Annotated in this window: 13 protein-coding genes; 8 read left to right on the top strand and 5 right to left on the bottom strand. The window is 67.5% G+C overall.

What is annotated here, in order from left to right:
* Window positions 1-85 precede the first annotated feature (85 nt).
* Window positions 86-1,231 carry a tyrosine-type recombinase/integrase gene (locus AC04ME_RS06100; protein WP_475434082.1) on the bottom strand — a complete coding sequence of 382 codons (1,146 nt, stop codon included), beginning with the start codon at window positions 1,229-1,231 and terminating at the stop codon, window positions 86-88.
* 257 nt (window positions 1,232-1,488) lie between these two features.
* On the opposite strand from AC04ME_RS06100, the gene AC04ME_RS06095 reads away from it, so the two are divergent.
* The 5 genes from AC04ME_RS06095 (at window position 1,489) to AC04ME_RS06075 (ending at window position 8,351) form a co-directional block, all read left to right on the top strand.
* Window positions 1,489-2,079, top strand: coding sequence for a type IV toxin-antitoxin system AbiEi family antitoxin domain-containing protein (locus tag AC04ME_RS06095; protein ID WP_087132399.1), 591 nt, complete (start codon window positions 1,489-1,491; stop codon window positions 2,077-2,079).
* Entirely contained in the window at window positions 2,076-2,984 is a 909-nt protein-coding gene (locus tag AC04ME_RS06090) for a nucleotidyl transferase AbiEii/AbiGii toxin family protein (protein WP_475434080.1), read from the top strand. The genes AC04ME_RS06095 and AC04ME_RS06090 overlap by 4 nt, the downstream gene beginning before the upstream one ends.
* A gap of 162 nt (window positions 2,985-3,146) precedes the next feature.
* Window positions 3,147-3,854 (top strand): Hachiman antiphage defense system protein HamA, encoded by a 708-nt coding sequence (locus AC04ME_RS06085; RefSeq protein WP_179206775.1) that lies wholly within the window; start codon window positions 3,147-3,149, stop codon window positions 3,852-3,854.
* 79 nt (window positions 3,855-3,933) lie between these two features.
* The gene (locus AC04ME_RS06080; RefSeq protein ID WP_475434078.1) at window positions 3,934-7,332 is read left to right on the top strand and encodes a DEAD/DEAH box helicase; all 3,399 of its coding nucleotides are present in this window, start codon (window positions 3,934-3,936) and stop codon (window positions 7,330-7,332) included.
* A 185-nt stretch (window positions 7,333-7,517) separates the two neighbouring features.
* Window positions 7,518-8,351, top strand: coding sequence for a hypothetical protein (locus AC04ME_RS06075; protein ID WP_475434076.1), 834 nt, complete (start codon window positions 7,518-7,520; stop codon window positions 8,349-8,351).
* Between the two features lie 9 nt (window positions 8,352-8,360).
* Here AC04ME_RS06075 and AC04ME_RS06070 read toward each other — a convergent pair whose 3' ends face one another.
* A complete protein-coding gene (locus AC04ME_RS06070) occupies window positions 8,361-8,768 on the bottom strand; it encodes a hypothetical protein (RefSeq protein WP_087132394.1) in 408 nt (135 codons plus the stop codon).
* 183 nt (window positions 8,769-8,951) lie between these two features.
* The gene (gene mobF, locus AC04ME_RS06065; protein WP_475434074.1) at window positions 8,952-12,455 is read right to left on the bottom strand and encodes a MobF family relaxase; all 3,504 of its coding nucleotides are present in this window, start codon (window positions 12,453-12,455) and stop codon (window positions 8,952-8,954) included.
* Between the two features lie 121 nt (window positions 12,456-12,576).
* On the opposite strand from mobF, the gene AC04ME_RS06060 reads away from it, so the two are divergent.
* Complete coding sequence (locus AC04ME_RS06060) at window positions 12,577-13,470, top strand: hypothetical protein (RefSeq protein ID WP_475434072.1); 894 nt, start codon at window positions 12,577-12,579, stop codon at window positions 13,468-13,470.
* A 3-nt stretch (window positions 13,471-13,473) separates the two neighbouring features.
* On the top strand, window positions 13,474-15,303 hold the full coding sequence (locus tag AC04ME_RS06055; RefSeq protein WP_475434071.1) for a hypothetical protein: 1,830 nt from the start codon (window positions 13,474-13,476) through the stop codon (window positions 15,301-15,303).
* Window positions 15,304-15,440: 137 nt separating this feature from the next.
* On the opposite strand, the gene hxlA is transcribed toward AC04ME_RS06055, so the two are convergent.
* On the bottom strand, window positions 15,441-16,064 hold the full coding sequence (gene hxlA, locus AC04ME_RS06050) for a 3-hexulose-6-phosphate synthase (RefSeq protein ID WP_475434069.1): 624 nt from the start codon (window positions 16,062-16,064) through the stop codon (window positions 15,441-15,443).
* 55 nt (window positions 16,065-16,119) lie between these two features.
* Complete coding sequence (hxlB, locus tag AC04ME_RS06045; RefSeq protein ID WP_475434067.1) at window positions 16,120-16,695, bottom strand: 6-phospho-3-hexuloisomerase; 576 nt, start codon at window positions 16,693-16,695, stop codon at window positions 16,120-16,122.
* A 143-nt stretch (window positions 16,696-16,838) separates the two neighbouring features.
* Here hxlB and AC04ME_RS06040 point away from each other — a divergent pair, with 143 nt between their 5' ends.
* The gene (locus tag AC04ME_RS06040) at window positions 16,839-18,038 is read left to right on the top strand and encodes a helix-turn-helix transcriptional regulator (RefSeq protein WP_475434065.1); all 1,200 of its coding nucleotides are present in this window, start codon (window positions 16,839-16,841) and stop codon (window positions 18,036-18,038) included.
* The last annotated feature ends 104 nt before the right edge of the window (window positions 18,039-18,142 follow it).

Genomic DNA, 18,142 nt, shown 5'->3' with positions numbered 1-18,142 from the left:
GCCCCTTCGGCATGGGCGATGCGACCCGCCGACCCAATGCCCGCTGGGTCGACGTTGGGCGAGGGCATCCCAGTGGCAACCACGTTCAACTTGCCAGCCCAAAGGCTTCCTCGAGGTAGTCGGCGGTAGCCGGGTTGACGGTCTCGTTGCGGCGCACATAGTGCTGCAGGGTGATGATTGGGTCAGAGTGGCCGAGCAGGTCGGCGGCGAGGTTGATACCGGCGGCGTCGTTGATCGTCGTAGCGACCGTGCGTCGGAAGCGGTGCGGGGTGACGCCAGCGATGCCGGCCTCGTCCATGATGTCGCGGAGGCGACGGCGCACGTTGTTCGTGGTGAATGGCGTCCCTGCCCGCGTGGCGAACAGCAACTCTTCCGGATCGATGCTCGACACCCTCTGAAGACGCGCGCGCACGGCGCGCAAAGCGAAAGCAGGGAGCGCGACACGCCGCACTGAGCGGGCGGTCTTGGGGTGGTCTTGCCGGTGGGTGGGCTCGCCGCGACGGCTGACGATCGTGCCGGCGATCCGCACTGTCGGGATCGGGCCGTTGAGGTCGAGGTCCTGTAGGCGTATTGCGAGGACCTCGCCGATGCGGGCGGAGGTGCCGAGCATCACCTCGACGATGTGCCCGAGTTGCTCGTCGGGTCGGGGTCCGGCGAGGATCTCGCGCTGCTCCCACTTGCGGATCGCGGCGCGGATGCTCTTGATCTCGTCTGGGGTGAAGGAGTCAGGGATGCGTGGTGGGCGGCGCAGCCGGGAGACGTGGTCCATCGGGTTGCGTGGGATGATCTCGTGCCGCACGGCCAGGCCGAGCGCGAGCCGCAGTACGACGCGTGCCTGACGTGCCCGGTTGTAGCTGAGCTTGGCAAGCTGCTTGAGGTAGTGGTCGCAGCGGGAGACGCCGATCTCTCGGAGAGTCAGGTCTTTAAAGAAGGGCAGCACCAGGGTGCGCATGTTCCGCTCGTAGAGCTGCCTGGTCGTGCGCGAGAGCCGGTCTTCGACTTCCATGTCCTCGAGCCAGTAGTCCACGAGGGCGGGGAACGAGCTGTCGGCGCTCATCCCGGTGAAGCCGGGATGGAACAGGGATCGCTCGGAGAGCTTCTTCTTGAGCTCTCGTTCCGCGGCCGGCCGGGTATCGGCGGTGCATTGGACGTGGCGACTCTTGCCGTCCCAGTCGCGGTAGCGCGTGCGGGCTTCGTGCCGGCCGCCGGGGAGCCTTCGGTGCGCGATCACGCCGTAGGTGCCAATCGGGGTGCGGGGTCTAGCCACGAACCAAAACTCCCTCGCTGCGGAGCGCACCAGCCGCGTAGCGTCGGGATGCTCTGGAGAAGCATGCAGATGGACAAGGACGCTCGGGATGGTGCTCAGTACACATCCGTCCAGTCTGTTCGGACGAGACCACTCGCCCCGCACCGAGCAAGTTGGAGCGGCAACACGCCGCTCGGATAAAATACGCACACAGTTGCCTATCATGTGCAAGGCTTTTATCCATGAAGGCGATCGGTGAGAGCTTGCCGTCGACATTTACGACGGAGATGGCGCGGGCGCACGGGGTACACCCGCGTGACCTGTATGCCTGGCGGGATGCAGGACAGGTCGTGGAGCTCTCCCGCGGCGTGTTTCGCCGTGCTGACGCGCCACCGGCGTCGTATCCGGATGTGCTGGCGGTCGCGTATCGGTCGCCGCGGGCGATCGTGTGCTGCGTGTCAGCGGCCGCGCTCCACGAGTTGACCGACGAGATGCCGCCCGCGGTGCAGATCGCGGTGCCGAAACGCTCGCACACCCCCGTGATCGACTATCCGCCGGTGACGGTGTTCCGCTTCGAGGAGACCACGTTCGAACTCGGCCTGTCGTCGTTCGAGGCGGGGCCGGGCGAGGCAGTGCGAATCTACGACGCGACGCGCACGGTAGTGGACCTGATGCGGTTCCGCCGCCGGCTCGGCGAGCCCATCGCGCACGCCGCCCTGAACCGCTACCTGTCCTCCCCCGGAGCGCGACCCGCGCTGCTCCTGCAGTACGCGGAGGCGCTGGGCACGTTCGGGCCGGTGCGCGCTGCTCTGGACGTAGCGAGCGCCCGGTGAGCCGGCCCACGCGAGACAGCACGGCAGGACGTGCATATCTGGATCTGCAGAACCGTGCCCGCCGGGAGAAGCGCGGCACGCAGGAACTACTGACGATGTATGTCGTGGAACGGTGGCTGGCACGCCTCTCCCACTCGCCCTACGCGGATGACTTCGTTCTCAAGGGCKGGATGCTGCTGGCGTCCTTCGGAACCCGCCGCCCCACCGTCGATGCCGACGCGCTGGCAAGGAACATGGCATCTGACGAGGTAACGGTCGCCCAGCGTGTCGCCGAGATCGCGTCGCTTGAGGATCCGGACGACGGTGTGGAGTTCCTGCCCAGCACGGTCACGACCGCGGTGATCCGTGACGACGCGCTCTACTCCGGCATTCGGGTGACGATGGGCGCGCAGCTTGTTACCGCCCAGGTGAAGCTGCGTCTCGACATTAATTTCGGAGACCCGGTCACCCCGGCACCCCGCCTGGTGGAGCTGCCGGCGCTGCGCCCAGATGTTGCACCGATCCGGATCCTGGGCTACCCGATCGAGACGGTGCTGGCCGAGAAGCTGGTCACCGCAATCGACCTGGGGCGGGCCAATACTCGCGTGCGGGACTTCGCCGACATTCACATCCTCACCGGCACACAGAGCGTGCGCTGCAATGCGGTACGCGCGGCGGTCGAGGCGACGGCGGCTTTCCGTGGCGTCGCACTGACTCCCTTGTCGCAGGCCACCGAAGGTCTGGGCACCCTGAGAGCAACGACGTATGCCGCTTACCGCAGTGGCCTGGGATCGACTGTGCAGGGGCTGCCACAGCGGTTCGTCGATGCGATCGCCGCTGTCGTTGCATTCATTGATCCCGTGATCGACGGGCTCGACGGCGAAGCCGTGTGGGAACCATCGACGCGCCGGTGGGAACTCGAATGAGCAGTCATCTCTGCCGATGTCTAACCGTGCGCAATATCAGGTGCCCCACAGGCCGGATGATTCGTTTGACCAAGCCACTTTTGGAGGATTGTTCGGATGGCTCGGATTAGGACGTGGGTGACCACTACCCGAGAAGACGTCGGCTCCCACAAAGTTGTGCGGATGGTGCCGCCCGACGGGGCTGCGGTTGATGCTGGCGTGACGTGGGCCGCTGCCGCTGTGCCCCGTCACTACGTGGCTGCGGATGAGATCGCGGCGGTGCTACGCGAGCTCGGCAAGCCCGAGGCGGCGAAAGTTCTCAGCGGAAAGCTGCCGGTCAGCAAGCGGACCCGGTCGGGTGAACTCGGGGAGATCCTCGGCACCCAGTACGTGGCTCGGGAGCTCGGCTACCGCATGATCGCACGCCTGCGGTGGAAGGACAGCCGCGATATGCCCATGCGCGGGGACGATCTTCTCGGCGTTCGCATGGTGGACGACGACAAGCTTGAGTTCCTCAAAGGCGAGGCGAAGAGTCGTGCGAGCCTCTCAACTTCGACACTTGACGAGGCAGAAGCAGCCTTGCTGAGCGAGCACGGCCTGCCGACACCCCACGCGCTGATGTTCGTTGCCGCGCGTCTGCGCGAGATGGGCGAGACGAAGCTGCACGTGAAGATCCTCGCCGCCCAGCTTCGTGGACGCATCCGACCGAGCGACGTATTGCACCTGCTCTTCACGTTCTCCGGCAACAACCCTCTCAAGTTGTTGCGCAATCACACCAAGGCCTACAAGGGCAAGATCCGCCGACTCGGTGTGGGGCTACAGGTCCCAGAGCACCAGGCGTTCATCCGTCGAGTCTTCGAAGAGGTGATCCGTGATGCCCGGACGCGTTGAGGATCTCGAAACCGCGATCGATCGGGCAACAGCGTCCGGCTTCCGTGGGCGACTCCTTGCCCGTGGAGAGGCGCGCGCAATGATATGGCGCGATGGGGCTCTCCCAGAGGACGCTCCCCCATTTGACGTCCTACTGAGCCACGATCTCCTCTCCTACGGTTACGCGCTTCTGGAGCACGGACTGGAGCTGAGCGATCTGGAGGGATCTGCCGAAGTGTCTCGGCGGGCGTTCGAGAACGCAGCGTCAGCGATCGAATCGGTCATCGCCCGCGGGGAGGCGACGCCAGAGTTGAGTTTTCATCGGGTGGTGGCCGCAGCAGGCTTTCATCTCGCACGATACTCAGCGCGGGCCTATTCCCTTCTGGCAGCGACGCGAAACGATCAGAACGTGTCCCCCACCGAGCGATCCTTGGTGCTGCTCATGCTCCGGGATCTGGACACCCTGACGAGGCTCGTCTCTGGAAGCCGCGCGGATGACAAGGCGTCGGATGCGAGCCTTGCCGAGGAGTTGCGTTCCACGCTCGATCCGGACAACGGTAACGACGACCTTGAGGGCGGAGCCGATGTCCTGGATGTGGTCGACACCGCGATGACCGACGCGTTCATGGGTGCGATCAGCGTGGCCATGTTGGCGTTCGAACGTGGTGAGCCTGCTCTCCTCACGGACGCCATTGCACGGCTCGAGGTGGGAATGCGCGGCGCGGCCGCTCTGAGCATGGTGCCGCAGTGGTGGTGTCATCGGCTGGCGATCCACCTGCTGCGGGGCCTGTGGGAGTCCAGCTTCCATGTGGTCCTGCCGACGGGTCCGGGAAACGGGGACGCTGGCGACTGGGATCGCCTGCGCGCCACGTTCATCGCCTCGCTCTTCCGCCGACGGCGCTCCGAGATCGACCTCTGGCCCTCCCAACTGGAAGCCGCGTCACGGGTACTCAATACCCAAGACAATCTCGTGCTCTCCTTGCCCACGAGCGCCGGCAAGACTCGCATCGCAGAACTGTGTATCCTCGCGACCCTGGCCGAAGGCAAACGCGTGGTGTTCGTCACCCCGCTCCGGGCGCTGTCCGCACAGACGGAGACCGCTCTGGAACACACCTTCGTCCCTCTCGGCAAGACCATCTCGTCCTTGTACGGCACCACTGGGGTCAGCGATGTCGACGAGAGCATCCTCCAGGAGCGCGACATTGTGGTCTCAACTCCCGAGAAGCTCGACTTCGCGCTCCGCAACGATCCCGATCTACTCAACGATGTCGGGTTGATCGTGCTCGACGAGGGACACATGATCGGAGCGAACGAGCGGGAGGTGCGGTACGAGGTCCAAATTCAGCGACTTCTCCGTCGCCCGGACGCGAAGACTCGTCGCATCATCTGCCTCTCAGCGATCCTGCCCGAGGGCGATGAGGTGAAGGATTTCGTCGGTTGGCTCACCGACGATGAACCCGATGGATTGATCAGTAGTGACTGGCGTCCCACCATCCTCCGGTACGGAGAAGTCGTCTGGCGCGAAGACAACGCGAGGCTGAACATCACTGTCGGCGGTGAGGAACCGTATGTGCCCCGGTTCCTCACCGCGGAGATCGTCCCCAGCAAGCAACGCAAGCTCCCTTTCCCGAAAGACGCGCAAGAGCTGACTCTGGCCACCGCCTTGCGCCTGGTCGACGATGGCCAGACCGTCCTGGTGTTCTGCCCGCTGAAGACGTCCGTCAACGCGTTCGCCAAGCTGGTCGTCAAGCTGGCCCGGCAAGGCGCGCTCCGCAATGTCTTCGACGGCGACCCGACTGTCCTGAACACCGCACTCAGTATCGGTGAAGAATGGTTCGGGGCCGACCATCCTCTCCTTGCCTGCCTACGCATGGGTGTCGCCATCCATCACGGCTCTCTGCCAGGGCCCTACCGCAAGGAAGTCGAAAAACTTCTGCAACAGGGAGAACTGAAGATTACGATCTCCTCCCCCACGCTGGCGCAGGGACTGAACCTATCGGCGAGCGCGCTTGTGGTGCATAGTCTGTGGCGCAACCGGAAGATCATTGACGCCGCCGAGTTCCGCAATATCGTCGGCCGAGCCGGACGAGCGTTCGTCGACTCATCCGGACTCGTGGTGCATCCGATGTTCGAGCCCACCCGACGAGCACGACAGAACTGGCAACAGCTCGTCGAAGATTCCCAGTTGCGGGATATGCAGAGCGGACTCGTCCGACTCCTCACCACCATGCTCAAGAGAATGTCCGACAGTCTCGGCGAGGTCGACTGGGACGACTTCACTGAGTACGTCACGGGGCTTGCCGACTGGTCCTTCCCAGCAATTGCCGCCGAAGACGAAGAGACCGCGAGCGAAGCCATGAAAATCTGGCCGGGCCAACTCGCGAGCCTGGACTGCGCGATCCTCGGACTGCTCAGCGACTCCTCCGTCACAGAGCAGGATCTCGGCGCCGCGCTCGATGCAGTTCTCGCTTCATCGCTGTGGGCACGGACAGTCGCTCGCTACCAGGAAGCTGTGCGCAACGCCCTGCGGACAGGTCTCGTAGCCCGAGCTGGAGTCATCTGGCGGACCACGACTCCGGATCAGCGGCGCGGCTATTACCTGGCCGGCGTTGGCCTCGCGACCGGCCGGGATCTCGATTCAAATGCTGAGCAACTCAACCGTCACCTGCAAATCGCCGAAGCAGCCATCCAACTCGGCATGGACGACGAAGCGATCGACGCGATCACCCGCTTCGCCAGGATCGTGCTCGATATCTTCCCCTTCACTCCCAAGACTCGACCAGACAACTGGGAGGAGATCCTGGTCGGGTGGCTGCGAGGGCGCCCTGTCGCAGACATCGCGGCGGACGACAGCCTCGAAACGGCTGAGTTCATCGAAGACACCCTGGCATACCGACTCCCGTGGGCGCTCGAAGCCGTCCGTGTCCGCGCTGCAGCACATCCCACTCCCGATGCATTCCCCTGGGACCTATCCAGTCCGGAGACCGGACTGAGCGTCGCCGCTGTAGAAGCCGGCACCCTGAACAGGGCCGCGTCGACACTGATGCGAGCAGGCTTCGCCTCACGATCGGGAGCGCTCGCCGCGGTGGAATCAACCGGAGCCGAGTTCTCGACGCTTGGCGGGTTACATGAGTGGATGACGTCCGACGCGACACAACTCGCAGCCGGAGACACAGCGTGGCCGACTCTGACCACCCACGAACTGTGGATGAGTTTCGCCACGCGCACTGTCACGTCTCGCCAGCGAACGTGGGTTCATGAAGTTCACGAGTCGATAGTGACCTGGATTCAGGACTTCCAGCCTGGCTCCGGCGAGCCATACCGGGCGCTCCCCCATGCGGACGGAACAACCGTGATCGAGTCAGCAGATGGTCGTCAAGTCGGGGTACTGGTCGCGCACCTGAACCCGCGCCGTCAGGGGCTGCTGAAAGTCACTGGGACCGGAGTCGGCGGTGTCGTCGAGCTCGACTACCGGGGGCCGTCCGACCTTTTTGCGTAGACGCCCGCCCCTCAAGGACTCCAGAGGGCGTCGCCATGACTCACTCCTACCTTTCGGTCATGGATCGGTCACCGGCCGGCGGGCCTCATGATGAGCGAGATCGTGGAATGTACGAGGTACAACAGACACATGATCTGGCGAGAGGAGGTCCCGTGCGCGAGCACCCTCGGGGCGAGGCGCCGCCGATGAGGTGGGAGGACCTGTCGGCACGAGCGGGCCGGAACGACAAGCCGGCGATCCTGCTGACGGCGATCGCGATGGACGTGCTCACCGATCCGCAACAGATCAGGATTGGCCTCGAGGACGCCTGGACCACCTGCGAATGGCCCGGCCGCGCGGCCGACTACGACGTCTGGCGGTACGCGTTCGACGTCGCCGGCGCCGACGGGAAGTACCTCCACGAGCACGAGCTGCGCGATCTCTCGTCGGTGCCGGAGACGCTGCCGCTGTATCGTGCGGCGACGGAAGGGCACGAGCTGGGGCTGTCGTGGACGACGAGCTTCGAGCGGGCGCACTGGTTCGCGACCCGGATCGGCGCGGTGTCCGGGCACGCACACCAGATCTTCGAGATCGACGCGCCGCGCGAGCTGGTGATGGCGTACTTCCACGAGACCCGCGGCGAGAGCGAATACGTCATCGACACGAGCGGCCTCCTGGACGACGACTTGCGCGTGGTGGAACCAGCGGAATGGGAGTACCTCCTCGAGCGCGAGCGGGATGCCGCAGCGCTTGCCTCGTTCGAGGCCGATGGTGACGTGGTGGAGCTGTCGATCGAGGAGTCCGTGCGGGAGCAGCTCGGACTGATGATCGACCACCTCGCGTCCACCCAGACGGGCTCGTACACGCTGGACGAGGCCACTGAGCTTGTGCTGTCGGTGCCGCACAAGCTGACCGCGGACGTGCTGGGTCCGGTGCTGGAGGTTGTCGAGGATCTTTATGCGCACGGGGATCCGAGCCGTCGGGTCTCGCGCTACACGATCGCGCAGGCCGTGCGCCACACGCTCGATGAGACGGAGTAGGCGGCCGCTTCAGCGTCCGGTGCCCACGTAGTCGACCCCGGTCTGCTGCTGGGGCGTCAGGTCCTGAGCACTCGCGCCGTCGGGCGCGGCGAGGCGTTGCGAGAGCCGGGCACGGACTGCGCGCAGACGGTGGACCCGGCGCCGGCCGGCCTCGATGGGTGGGAAGAGGAGGAACTTGCTCGCGTTCCACAGGAAGAGCCAGAAGGCGAGGTAGAGCCATCCGGGCCAGCCCAGCTCGACCGCCCGGGCGCAGCCGATGGCGAGGGCGAGGTAGCTGGCGCCGACGAGGAGTGCGGTCCCGTCGCGCTTGCCGCCACGGCGCGTGCGCAGGTAGTCGAGGAAGATGTTCGTCGGCATCCAGACGCGCATGAAATTGCGGACGCGGACGCTCAGGACCAAGAGCAGATAGATCAGCACAGCAGACTCCTCATCGCGTTCTCCGGGGCACAGTCCCGAGTGGGCGGTGAGGCCTTGTGCGAATGAGGTCTTCCCCTTGCGGGGCCACCATGCCAATCCCGCAAGGGCCTGGCACGGTCAATGAGTCTTCCTACCGCTGATTTGAGGATACGCCCCTCCTCCGACGTGCGGTAGAGGGACGGCTCAGAGCTCCCGCACCGGCGCCTCTCGGCTCGGTGCCGAGCCGAGGTCCATCTCCGAGACTTCGCCCAGCTCTCGGACGGCGGCACGGGCACGTTCATAGTCGACGCGCTGCGCGTCACCCTCCGGGATCGACCCGAGCGCACTCGAGGTGGCGGTGATCCCGTAGCGGTCCCGATACGCGGCAACCGTGGTCAGATGCAGCAGGACCTGCTTCTGCTCGGCAGTGCCCGCGCCTGCAACGTTCAGGTGCTGTACCCACGGCGGCTGCTCGACGATGGCCGCTTCGGCGAGGGTGCGTGCGCGCTGGAGGATGAGTGCCTCGCGTTCGGTGAGGGCTCGCTGCATGTCCTCGACCATCGGCCCGCTCGCCCTGGGGATGAGGCCAGCGATCAGCTGGCGCTGACGCGCGGCTGGCTGGTAGCGGGCGGCGACGACTTGGACGCGATAGCGCAGCAGCGAGCCGAGGTCGTCGACGCCCTCGAGGCCGCCGGCGCGGATGACTCGCGGCAGCAGGTCATCGATGTTGTGCCCTTCGGCTTCCAGGCGGCGCAGCTCGGTGGTGAGGATGCCGTAGGCGTCGGTGTCGATGAGCTCGTCGATCGTGGACTCGTCGAGGCCGCCCTGCTCCAGGAGGGAGATCCATCGCTCGTGCTGGGCGGTCTGCGCGATCGTGTCGTACTCGCCGGCGAGCTGCGCGATCGAGGCCCATTCGTCGTGCTCAGCGGTGATCGTCTCGTGCGCCGACAGCTCGGCGCCGGTGTGCTGCAGGATGCCGAACAGGATCGACCGGGCAGTCATCTGCAGGTCGGCACGGTGCTGATGCTCCTCGAGGTGCTGCTCGTCGGTGGCCACGTAGACCCGGTTCGACTCGCGGCCGCGGGTCATCGCGACGTACAGCGCCTCACGGGTCATCTCCGGGGAGGACACGACCGCGTGCGCCGTGTCGACGTTCGCGCCCTGCGCACGGTGAGCGGTGATCGCGTAACCGAGCTCCACGTTCTCGGCGACGTAGGCGGCAGGCAGGGTGAGCGTCGTGCGCCACCGGGACTTCTCGCGGCGGAGAGTCAGCGACCCGTCCTCGTTCGCGGTCGTGACGATCCAGCGGTCGTTGTTCTTCACCCAGCTGCGCCCGAGAGCCAGGCGGCGGTCGTTGCGGCGGGTGATCACGATGTCGCCCCGGGATGCACGGGTGCCATCGTGCAGGCGGATGCCGCCTTCCTCGACGAGACCGGCGAGGACCCGGTCGGTGCGGGCACGGTCGTTGAGGTCGCTGACGGTCTCGCGGRCCTCAGCGATCAACACGCTGCTCTTGCCTGCCCGCTGGTCGGCGAGCCATCCCTGGTAGGCGGCGTCGAGGACGCCGTCGCGGTCGGTGCCGGTGACCCGGTCGTGGGCGAGGTAGCTGTCGATGACGTCGGTGTCGCCGATGCGCAACTGGAGAGACGCGCGCTTCTCCCACACGTTGCGGAACCGTCGCACGTCCAACAGCTCTGGGGCGTCATCGCGGGAGCGCACGAGCAGTCCGAACGAGCCGCCGGCGTCCACAGCCTGCAGCTGCGCCCAATCGCCCACGAGCAAGACCTTCGCACCGACCTCGGCCGCATGGGCCGCGATGTGGTCGAGCGCGAACGTCCCCGCGAGGGACGCTTCATCAATGATCACGAGCTGGCCGGGCTTGAGGTCCCAGCTGCCTTGCTTGTGCTCGTGGATCCATTTCGCGGTGTTCTCCGTCGGGATCCGCAGCTCCTCACCGAGCACCTGCGCGGCCGCGGCCGACGGGGCGAGGCCAACGACCGACCCGCGCCCGTGGCTCGACTCCCAGGCCTGTCGGAGCGCGCTCATCGTCGTGGTCTTTCCCGCCCCTGCCGGCCCCACCAGAACATCGRCGACCCGGGCGGAGACAGCGACCTTCGCAAGCGCATCAAGCTGATCCGCCGACAGCGCCCGCCGCTTCCCGCTGGCACGGGATGCCCGCTCCACGGCGGCCAGATCGACCGTGGGAGCGGTCCGCTGCTCGGCGAAGGCGAGGAGTCGATCCTCCGCCGCGAGCACCGCCTCCGAGGAGTAGACGGTTGACGCCTTCGGCCGGAACACGCTCTCACCGTCGGCTCGGCGGAACGTGGCGGGGCTGGAGGCGAGTTCGGGCGGGGTGAGGCGCAGCGACGCGGCCTCGGCGCCATCGACGATCAGGCCGACGACCGCCTCCCGGTCGGCGGTGGAGACGAAGCGCAGATCCATCGTCTGCCGGACCGCTTCGGCATGGAGGTTCCACCGTCGCCACGTCGAACGCCGGTCCGCGACCTGCACCACCACGACGTGCGCAAGGCGATCGATCTCCTCGAGATCGACGTCATCGGCACGCAGCAACGCCTCATGCGAGCCCGCAGCGACGACCTGCCTTGCCCATCCGACGGGGTCCTCGTCCAGCACCCGCCCGGCACGGCGCCGCCACTGTGAGGTCAGTTCGGCCAGGGAGTGCTTCTGCTTCTCCGGCCGCGTCTCCAGTGTCGCCTGCTGGCGGATCTGCCACAGCATCTTCCGTGACGGCGCCCTGCCGTGTCGCTCGGTGTACTCGGCGACCAGGCGGTCCTTGCTGCGTTCGATGTCGCGGGTGCGGGAGGAGAACTCGTCCATCAGGCCTTGGGGAACCCCGGCGATTTCCCACGCCGTCATCCGGCCAGGGCCGCGCTCACGGGCTTCCCACCCCACCCCGAGCAGCCGGGCGAGATGGTCCGACAGGAGTGCGTTGTAGTGCTCCGACAGGCCGCTGACCGCGGCATGCAGGGCTCGGGAATCGAGGGTGCGCCACTTCCCATCATGGGCACCCTGCACCCGGTTGGCGACCACGACGTGCGTATGCAACTGCGGGTCGGCGGACCTCGAGTCGTAATGGTGGTAGGCCGTCCCGACGACCCCGCGCACGTCGACCTGCGCGACCGCGCCCCGCGGGCCGGCGGCACCCACCCGGGTCATCGCGACCTCGCGCTCGACCAGCTCGATCACATCACGCATCGCGGCGTGATGCGCTTGCGCGATGAGGGCCTGCGTGCCGGCATCCGCGACGGCCCAGAGCGTGGACACGGACTTCGGGACCGAGAACGTCAGATCGAATCCAGCCACCGGTGCGCCGGTCGGCTTCGCGTGCTCTTCGGTCTCGATCATGATCCGCTGTTCGGCCTGCTCGGCGGGGCTCAACGTGTCCGGGAGGCCCGAGAGGCGACGCTCGACACGCGCCTGGGTGGTCGCGAACTTCCGATATGGGCGCCCGAGCTGCTCGTCTGTGACGGGATCCTGCCCGAAACCCATCAGGCGACGCAGCTGCTCCTCGGTCACATCAGCCTCGGCATCAAGACCGGCGAACCCGGACACGCCCGCGCCAACCCATCGGCCCGGCGGGGTTCCCGACTCGTTGTAGTAGCGGGTCAGCGCCTGCGCCGCATCACGTTGTCCGTCCCCGACGACGACCGAGTCCAGCAAGTAGCGATAGCCGTGCCCCGCACTCATCACCCGGATCGAAACCGTCACACTCCCAGGTGCGCTCCCCGCACGCACGAGGCAATCCGGGATGTGGTGCCCCTACCTCTCCTCCGCGGCAAAGTCCGCGACCGCGATCGAGAGGAAGCGCATGTCATCTGCAACCACCGTCGGCTCACCGGGAGCAGGCGATCCGCCCACACGACGACGAGCAGCACGGCTGGTCGCCACCCTGGTGATCCTGATCATCGCGATCGGCACCATGCTCCCTGGCGCCTCCCCGGCCCATGCGGGCAGTCACGGAGTCGGCTACGACATCGGAGCGGGCTGGCTGGGCTCGTACAGCACCGGCTCGGATGGCCGCCAGGCGTACTGCATCGATCTCGGGATGAACGCGCCGTTCTCGCCGACCTCGGGTCCGCAGACCATCAAGTCGCTGGATTCGTTGAGTCGCCAGCAGATCGCCGAGCTGAACTACGTGCTCGCACGCTGGGGTCAGAGCGGCGACGCGAACGTCACCGCCGCGGTCGCGCTCTATGTCTGGTCGGTGGGAGATCCCGGCGTCTACAACTCGCACGAGATCTCCGGCGACGCCTACTACGTCGCCCGCGCTCCTGCCAGCGCACGGTCAATGATCCTCGCGAACCTCGCCACGATGCGCACCGAAGCACCGGTCAATGCCGTCGTCGATCCGTCGCTGTCGCTCTCGATCGACATGGCCGATCAGTATGCGGGCACGCTCACGGTCGCCGCGAACCCCTCGCACCTGCAGGGCACGGTGAACCTGACCGGAGCCGCGTTCGGCAACGGAACGAGCAGCCGGAGTGTCGGCGGCGGGCAGTTCGGGATCACGGGCACGCCTTCTGACGGCGCACCGTCGTACCAGATCGGCGCATCGATGAGCGTCGCCGCAGACGGGTACGGGGCGAAGCTGTCGCTCTACACCTCTGCCGGCGACGAGCAGCGGATCATCGCCTCGGTCGCGGGCTCGCCCGCGGCGCTGTCGGCGTCGGCGCAGACGCCGGTGATCGACCTCGACTTCTAGCCCGTGATCGCCACGCAGGTCTCCTCGCGCTACGTCACGGAGGGCGACGCCTTCGTCGACCAGCTCGAGGTGACCCTCACGAAGGGCACCTGGACGCGACTGGGCGGCTCGCGCATCCCGATCGTCGCCGAGGGGACGCTCTACGGTCCGTTCGACCAGCAGCCGAGCGAGGCGGACACGCCGCCACTGGGTGCGCCGGTCGCCGGGGTCGAGCAGGTCACGCTGACCGGCGCGGGCTCGTACACGTCGCCGGGGACGATCGAGGCGCCGAGCTCCGGGTTCTACACCTGGGTCTGGCGGATCGCGAAGGAGGATCAGGGCGAGTACGCGCGATACCTGACGGGCTCGTTCACCGACCGATTCGGGAGGCTGGCCGAGTCATCGGTCACGCCGTTCCAGCCGCTGGCCGTCTCCACCGCCGACCAGCACCTCGCGGTCTCAGGCGACCCGCTGACCGACACGATCGTCGTCTCCAGCGGCAACGGCCCCTGGCTGCGCGTCGACGGAGAGCCCATCCCTGTCGTGTTCGAGGGCGCCGCGTATCGGGTGCCTGGCGTGCGCCCGCCCACGGAGTCCGCCGCGGTCGACCCGGGCGCGGTGCCGATCGGCACGGTGACGATCACCGCGACCGGCCCCGGCCGATACATCGCCCCGATGGTCGTCGCGCCTGCGGGCGGGTTCGTGAGCTGGGTGTGGGAGATGAAGAAGGCCTCCCAGCCGGACTGGGTGCGCCCCTACCTCGCCGACGACTGGGCTGACCGCTACGGCATCCCGGTCGAGTCGACCTCGGTGCGGTGGCCGCTGCACATCTCGTCGCTGCTGCGCGAGTACAACGTGCACTCGGGCGGCAGGGTCTTTGACGCGGTGACCGTGAGCGGCTTCCCCGCCGACCATGGTGACTTCCACGGCGACGGCTACTGGCAGGCCGACACCGATGCGGTCGGCGAGCCGTTCGAGGACCTCGCGCTCGTGCAAGGCGACGCCCCTGCCGGATCGACAGTCGTGTTCCGCGCCTACGGGCCGCAACCGTTGGACGCGGCGCCGGTGTGCGAAGTGCCGTTCTACACCTCCGAGCCGATCGCCGTCTCCCAGGCCGGGGTCTACCGCTCCGGAACGACCAGCGCGACGCAGGGCGGGGCCGTCTACTGGATCGAGACGCTGTACGACTCCGACGAGGAAGTTCTCGTCGAGGGAGTCTGCGGCGCACCCGGCGAGACGACCGTCGTCACCGATGAGCCGCAGCCGCTGACCGTAACGACGAACGCGACACCGCAGGTCGAGCTCGGCACGCCCGCCACCGATACCGCGACCGTCACCGGCTCCGTCCCGGAGGGCGCGACGCTGAGCTTCCAGTCGTACCTGCAGGACGGCGACGAGCCAGCCTGCACGGCCGACGAGCTCATGGACACCACCGAACCGATCCCGCTTGACGACGCCGGCGAGTATGTCTCGGAGCCTGTCGTGTTCGAGGTCGCCGGGACCTACTTCTGGATCGAGACGATCAGGGGTGCCGACGGCTCAGAGCTCGTCCGCGGAATCTGCGGTGCGCCCGGCGAGACGACCATCGTCTCGGAGACCCCGCCTCCAACGCCGGAGTCCACCCCGCCGCCCTCCGGCCCGTTGCCCGGCGAGCTAGCGCACACGGGTGGCGGCGACTGGCTGCTGCCTTTCGGGATCGGCGCCGGGGTTCTGCTGCTCGCAGGAATCGGCGTCCTGGTGTTCGGTCGCCGGCTAGCGATCCACCGGGAGCGGCACGGCTACGTGCGAGAGGAGGATCTGGAGTACAGCGCGCTCGAGGACGTCCACGGACTCGAGCCTCACGATCACGACTGATCCAACCCCTGCAAGGCGGTGGCACGAGAAGGCACGGTGTCCGGTGCGAGCGCGGCGCCTGGCGGCAACGACGCGAGGGCCGCGGCTCCGGTGTCGGGGCGCCGGCCCCGGCGTCGACGAGAGTGCGGCGGGCGCTGTCAGATGATCGCGGCGCGCAGCTCCGCGGCGGCGGCGGCGGGGTCGTCGGCGCCATAGATGGCGCCTCCGGCGACTGCGACGGTCGCTCCGGCGCGCTGCACGGACAGGATCGAGGAAAGGTTCACACCGCCGGCGACGGAGAACGGGACCTTCGCGGCTTCCCCGTCGTTGAGGAGCGTGGAGAAGGTGAACCCGGGCTCGGCCTGTTCGTCGAGGCCGGCGTGCATCTCGACGAACTCCGCGCCGAGGTCGGTGACCTCCTTTGCCCGGGCAACCTTGTCCTTCACGCCGATGAGGTCCACCACGACGCCCTTGCCGTGCGCCTTTGCCGCTTGCACGGCCCCGGCGATGGTGGAGTTCCCGGCCGCGCCGAGGACGGTGACGTAGTCGGCGCCTGCGGCGAAGGCGATGTCGGCCTCGAGCTCACCGGCGTCCATGGTTTTCAGGTCGGCGAGGACGAGCTTGTCGGGGTGCGCATCTTTGACTGCGCGGATGGCGCGAAGGCCCTCGCTCTTGATCAGTGGGGTTCCCAGTTCGAGGATCTCGACGTACGGGGCGACCTTGCCGGCGAGCTCGAGAGCGGCCTCGGTGCTGAGGACGTCCATGGCGACTTGCAGTTTCATAGTTGTGCTTTCTTCCTGTCGGATTTCTGTAGGGTGGCCGCGTGTCGGGCGGGGGTCATTCGAGGTTCGCGTGCCGCGGCCACAGCTCGTCCGCCGTCTGACCGGATGCCTGCCATGCCGCGTGGAAGAAGGCGTCGCCGATCAGGACCACGGCCTGCTCGAACAGGCTTCCGGCGTACTGCACGGACCGGGCTCCGTCCCGGTCGAGCTTCTGCGCAGCCGGGACGAGGACGGTCGCTGTCGCGATCTGCGCGACCGGAGAGTCCAGTGCGGTGGTGAGCGCGATCACCTTCGCGCCGACCTCGTCCGCCGCCGTCGCCGCGCGCACGATCCCCGGGGTGGTGCCCGAGCCGCTGGCGACCAGCAGCACGTCGCCGGTTCCGATCGCGGGGGTGGTGGTGTCGCCAGCGACGTGCACGGTCAGGCCCAGGTGCATCAGCCGCATCGCCGTCATCCGCAATGCCAGCCCGGAGCGTCCCGCGCCGAGCACGAACACCCGCGGCGCGGACGTCAGCAACCGGACTGCCTCGTCCAGGGGGGCAGTCCGGGGCGCCGCGACGACAGCGAGCAGATCGGTGATCTCAGCGCTGATACTGGTGAGCGACTCCCGCGTCGCGTCTGGTGTGGTCACCCCACCATGGTTCTTCCGTTCGAGCAGGTTCGGTGCTGATCTGTGGGACAGTCCTTCCCGTCCTTTCGAGTAGGAATCTCCTCCCGCGGTACAGTGCTGGGATGACAGCCGACCCGAACGAACTGCTCGCCGAACTGGCGACGGTGCTCGCGGCGCCGCTGCTGGACATCGCCCCCGCACTGTCCCGGCAGCTGACCGCGACTTTGCCGCACTCGGCGCTCGTGATCTTCACCGAGGATTGCACGGGCAGGCCGCAGAAGAAGGCCGGCGCGAGAGCGATCATCGACAAGGTGACCATCGGCGAACTGGACGCGCTCCGTGAGGAGACCACTGCCGCAGGGCACGCTTTCACCGGGGCCGATGCGGTGATCGCCGGGGAATCGCGGCCGGTCGCAGCGTGGGTGAGCACGACCAACGCGCTGCTCGTGCTCACCCACATCAACGAACCGACCGCGGAGATCGCGGCGCGGATCGGTCGTGTCTGGGAGATCGTCGCGATCGGCATCCGCCACCAGGTCGCCGCCGCCGGCCCCGCGTACCTGCGCGACTCCCGGATGGCCTCCAGCGAACGCTCCCGCGTGATCGGCGAGCTTACCGATGCGCACGCGACAACCCTGGAACTGCTGCTGAGTGTGCTGCGCTCCCGCAGCGCGAGCGACACTGCCGCCCGGCAGTCCGCGATCGACATCGCGTCCTCGGCGATGGTGAACCTGAAATCCGCCGCCGACCGCGACAGGATGCTGTCCGAGGAACCCGTCACACAGGCCTTCGAACGGCTCCGCGACGAGCTGCGCCCGCTGGAGCGGTTCCGGGACCTCGACATCCAGTTCGTCGAGCCGCCCGTCGACGGCCGCGCCCTGCCCGGGGAGGTCGCCCACGCCGGTCGGGCGATCGTGCGCGGAGCCGTGCTCGCTGTCGTCGAACAACCCGGCGTGGGACGAGTCCGGGTGCAATGGGACTGCGACGGCAGCAACCTGCTGATCGGGATCCGCGACGACGGCCCCGGGACCCTGGATGCGGAGGCGCGCAGCGTGGAACAGCTGGCGGCCCGGGTCGCCGCCCTCAACGGCGACATCACCCTCAGCGGCACCCCAGGCTGGGGATCGGAACTGTCCGTCGCCCTCCCGCTGGACGCGCCCTCCCCGGACACGCACGTGCTGGTGGACTGGACGCTGACGTCCCGGGAGAAGCACGTGCTGCAGCTGCTGGCCTCCGGCGCCCGCAACCGCACCATCGCCGCCTCGCTGGGGATCTCCGAGAACACCGTCAAGTACCACGTCGCGAACCTGCTCCGAAAATCCGGCGCCAACAACCGGGCAGAACTGACCGCCCTCGTCCGGTGACCGCTACCGCGTCCACGCCACCGCGCGAGCGGTGCTCCGACGCCCGTCGCAGGGCCGCAGGTAGACTGGGCGACACCGGGGTCAGGAAGTCCGACCGGCCCCGC

The organism is Microbacterium sp. LjRoot205, from assembly GCF_056175745.1.
The sequence above is the reverse complement of the archived record's forward strand: the minus strand, read 5'-3'. Positions and strand labels throughout refer to the sequence as shown.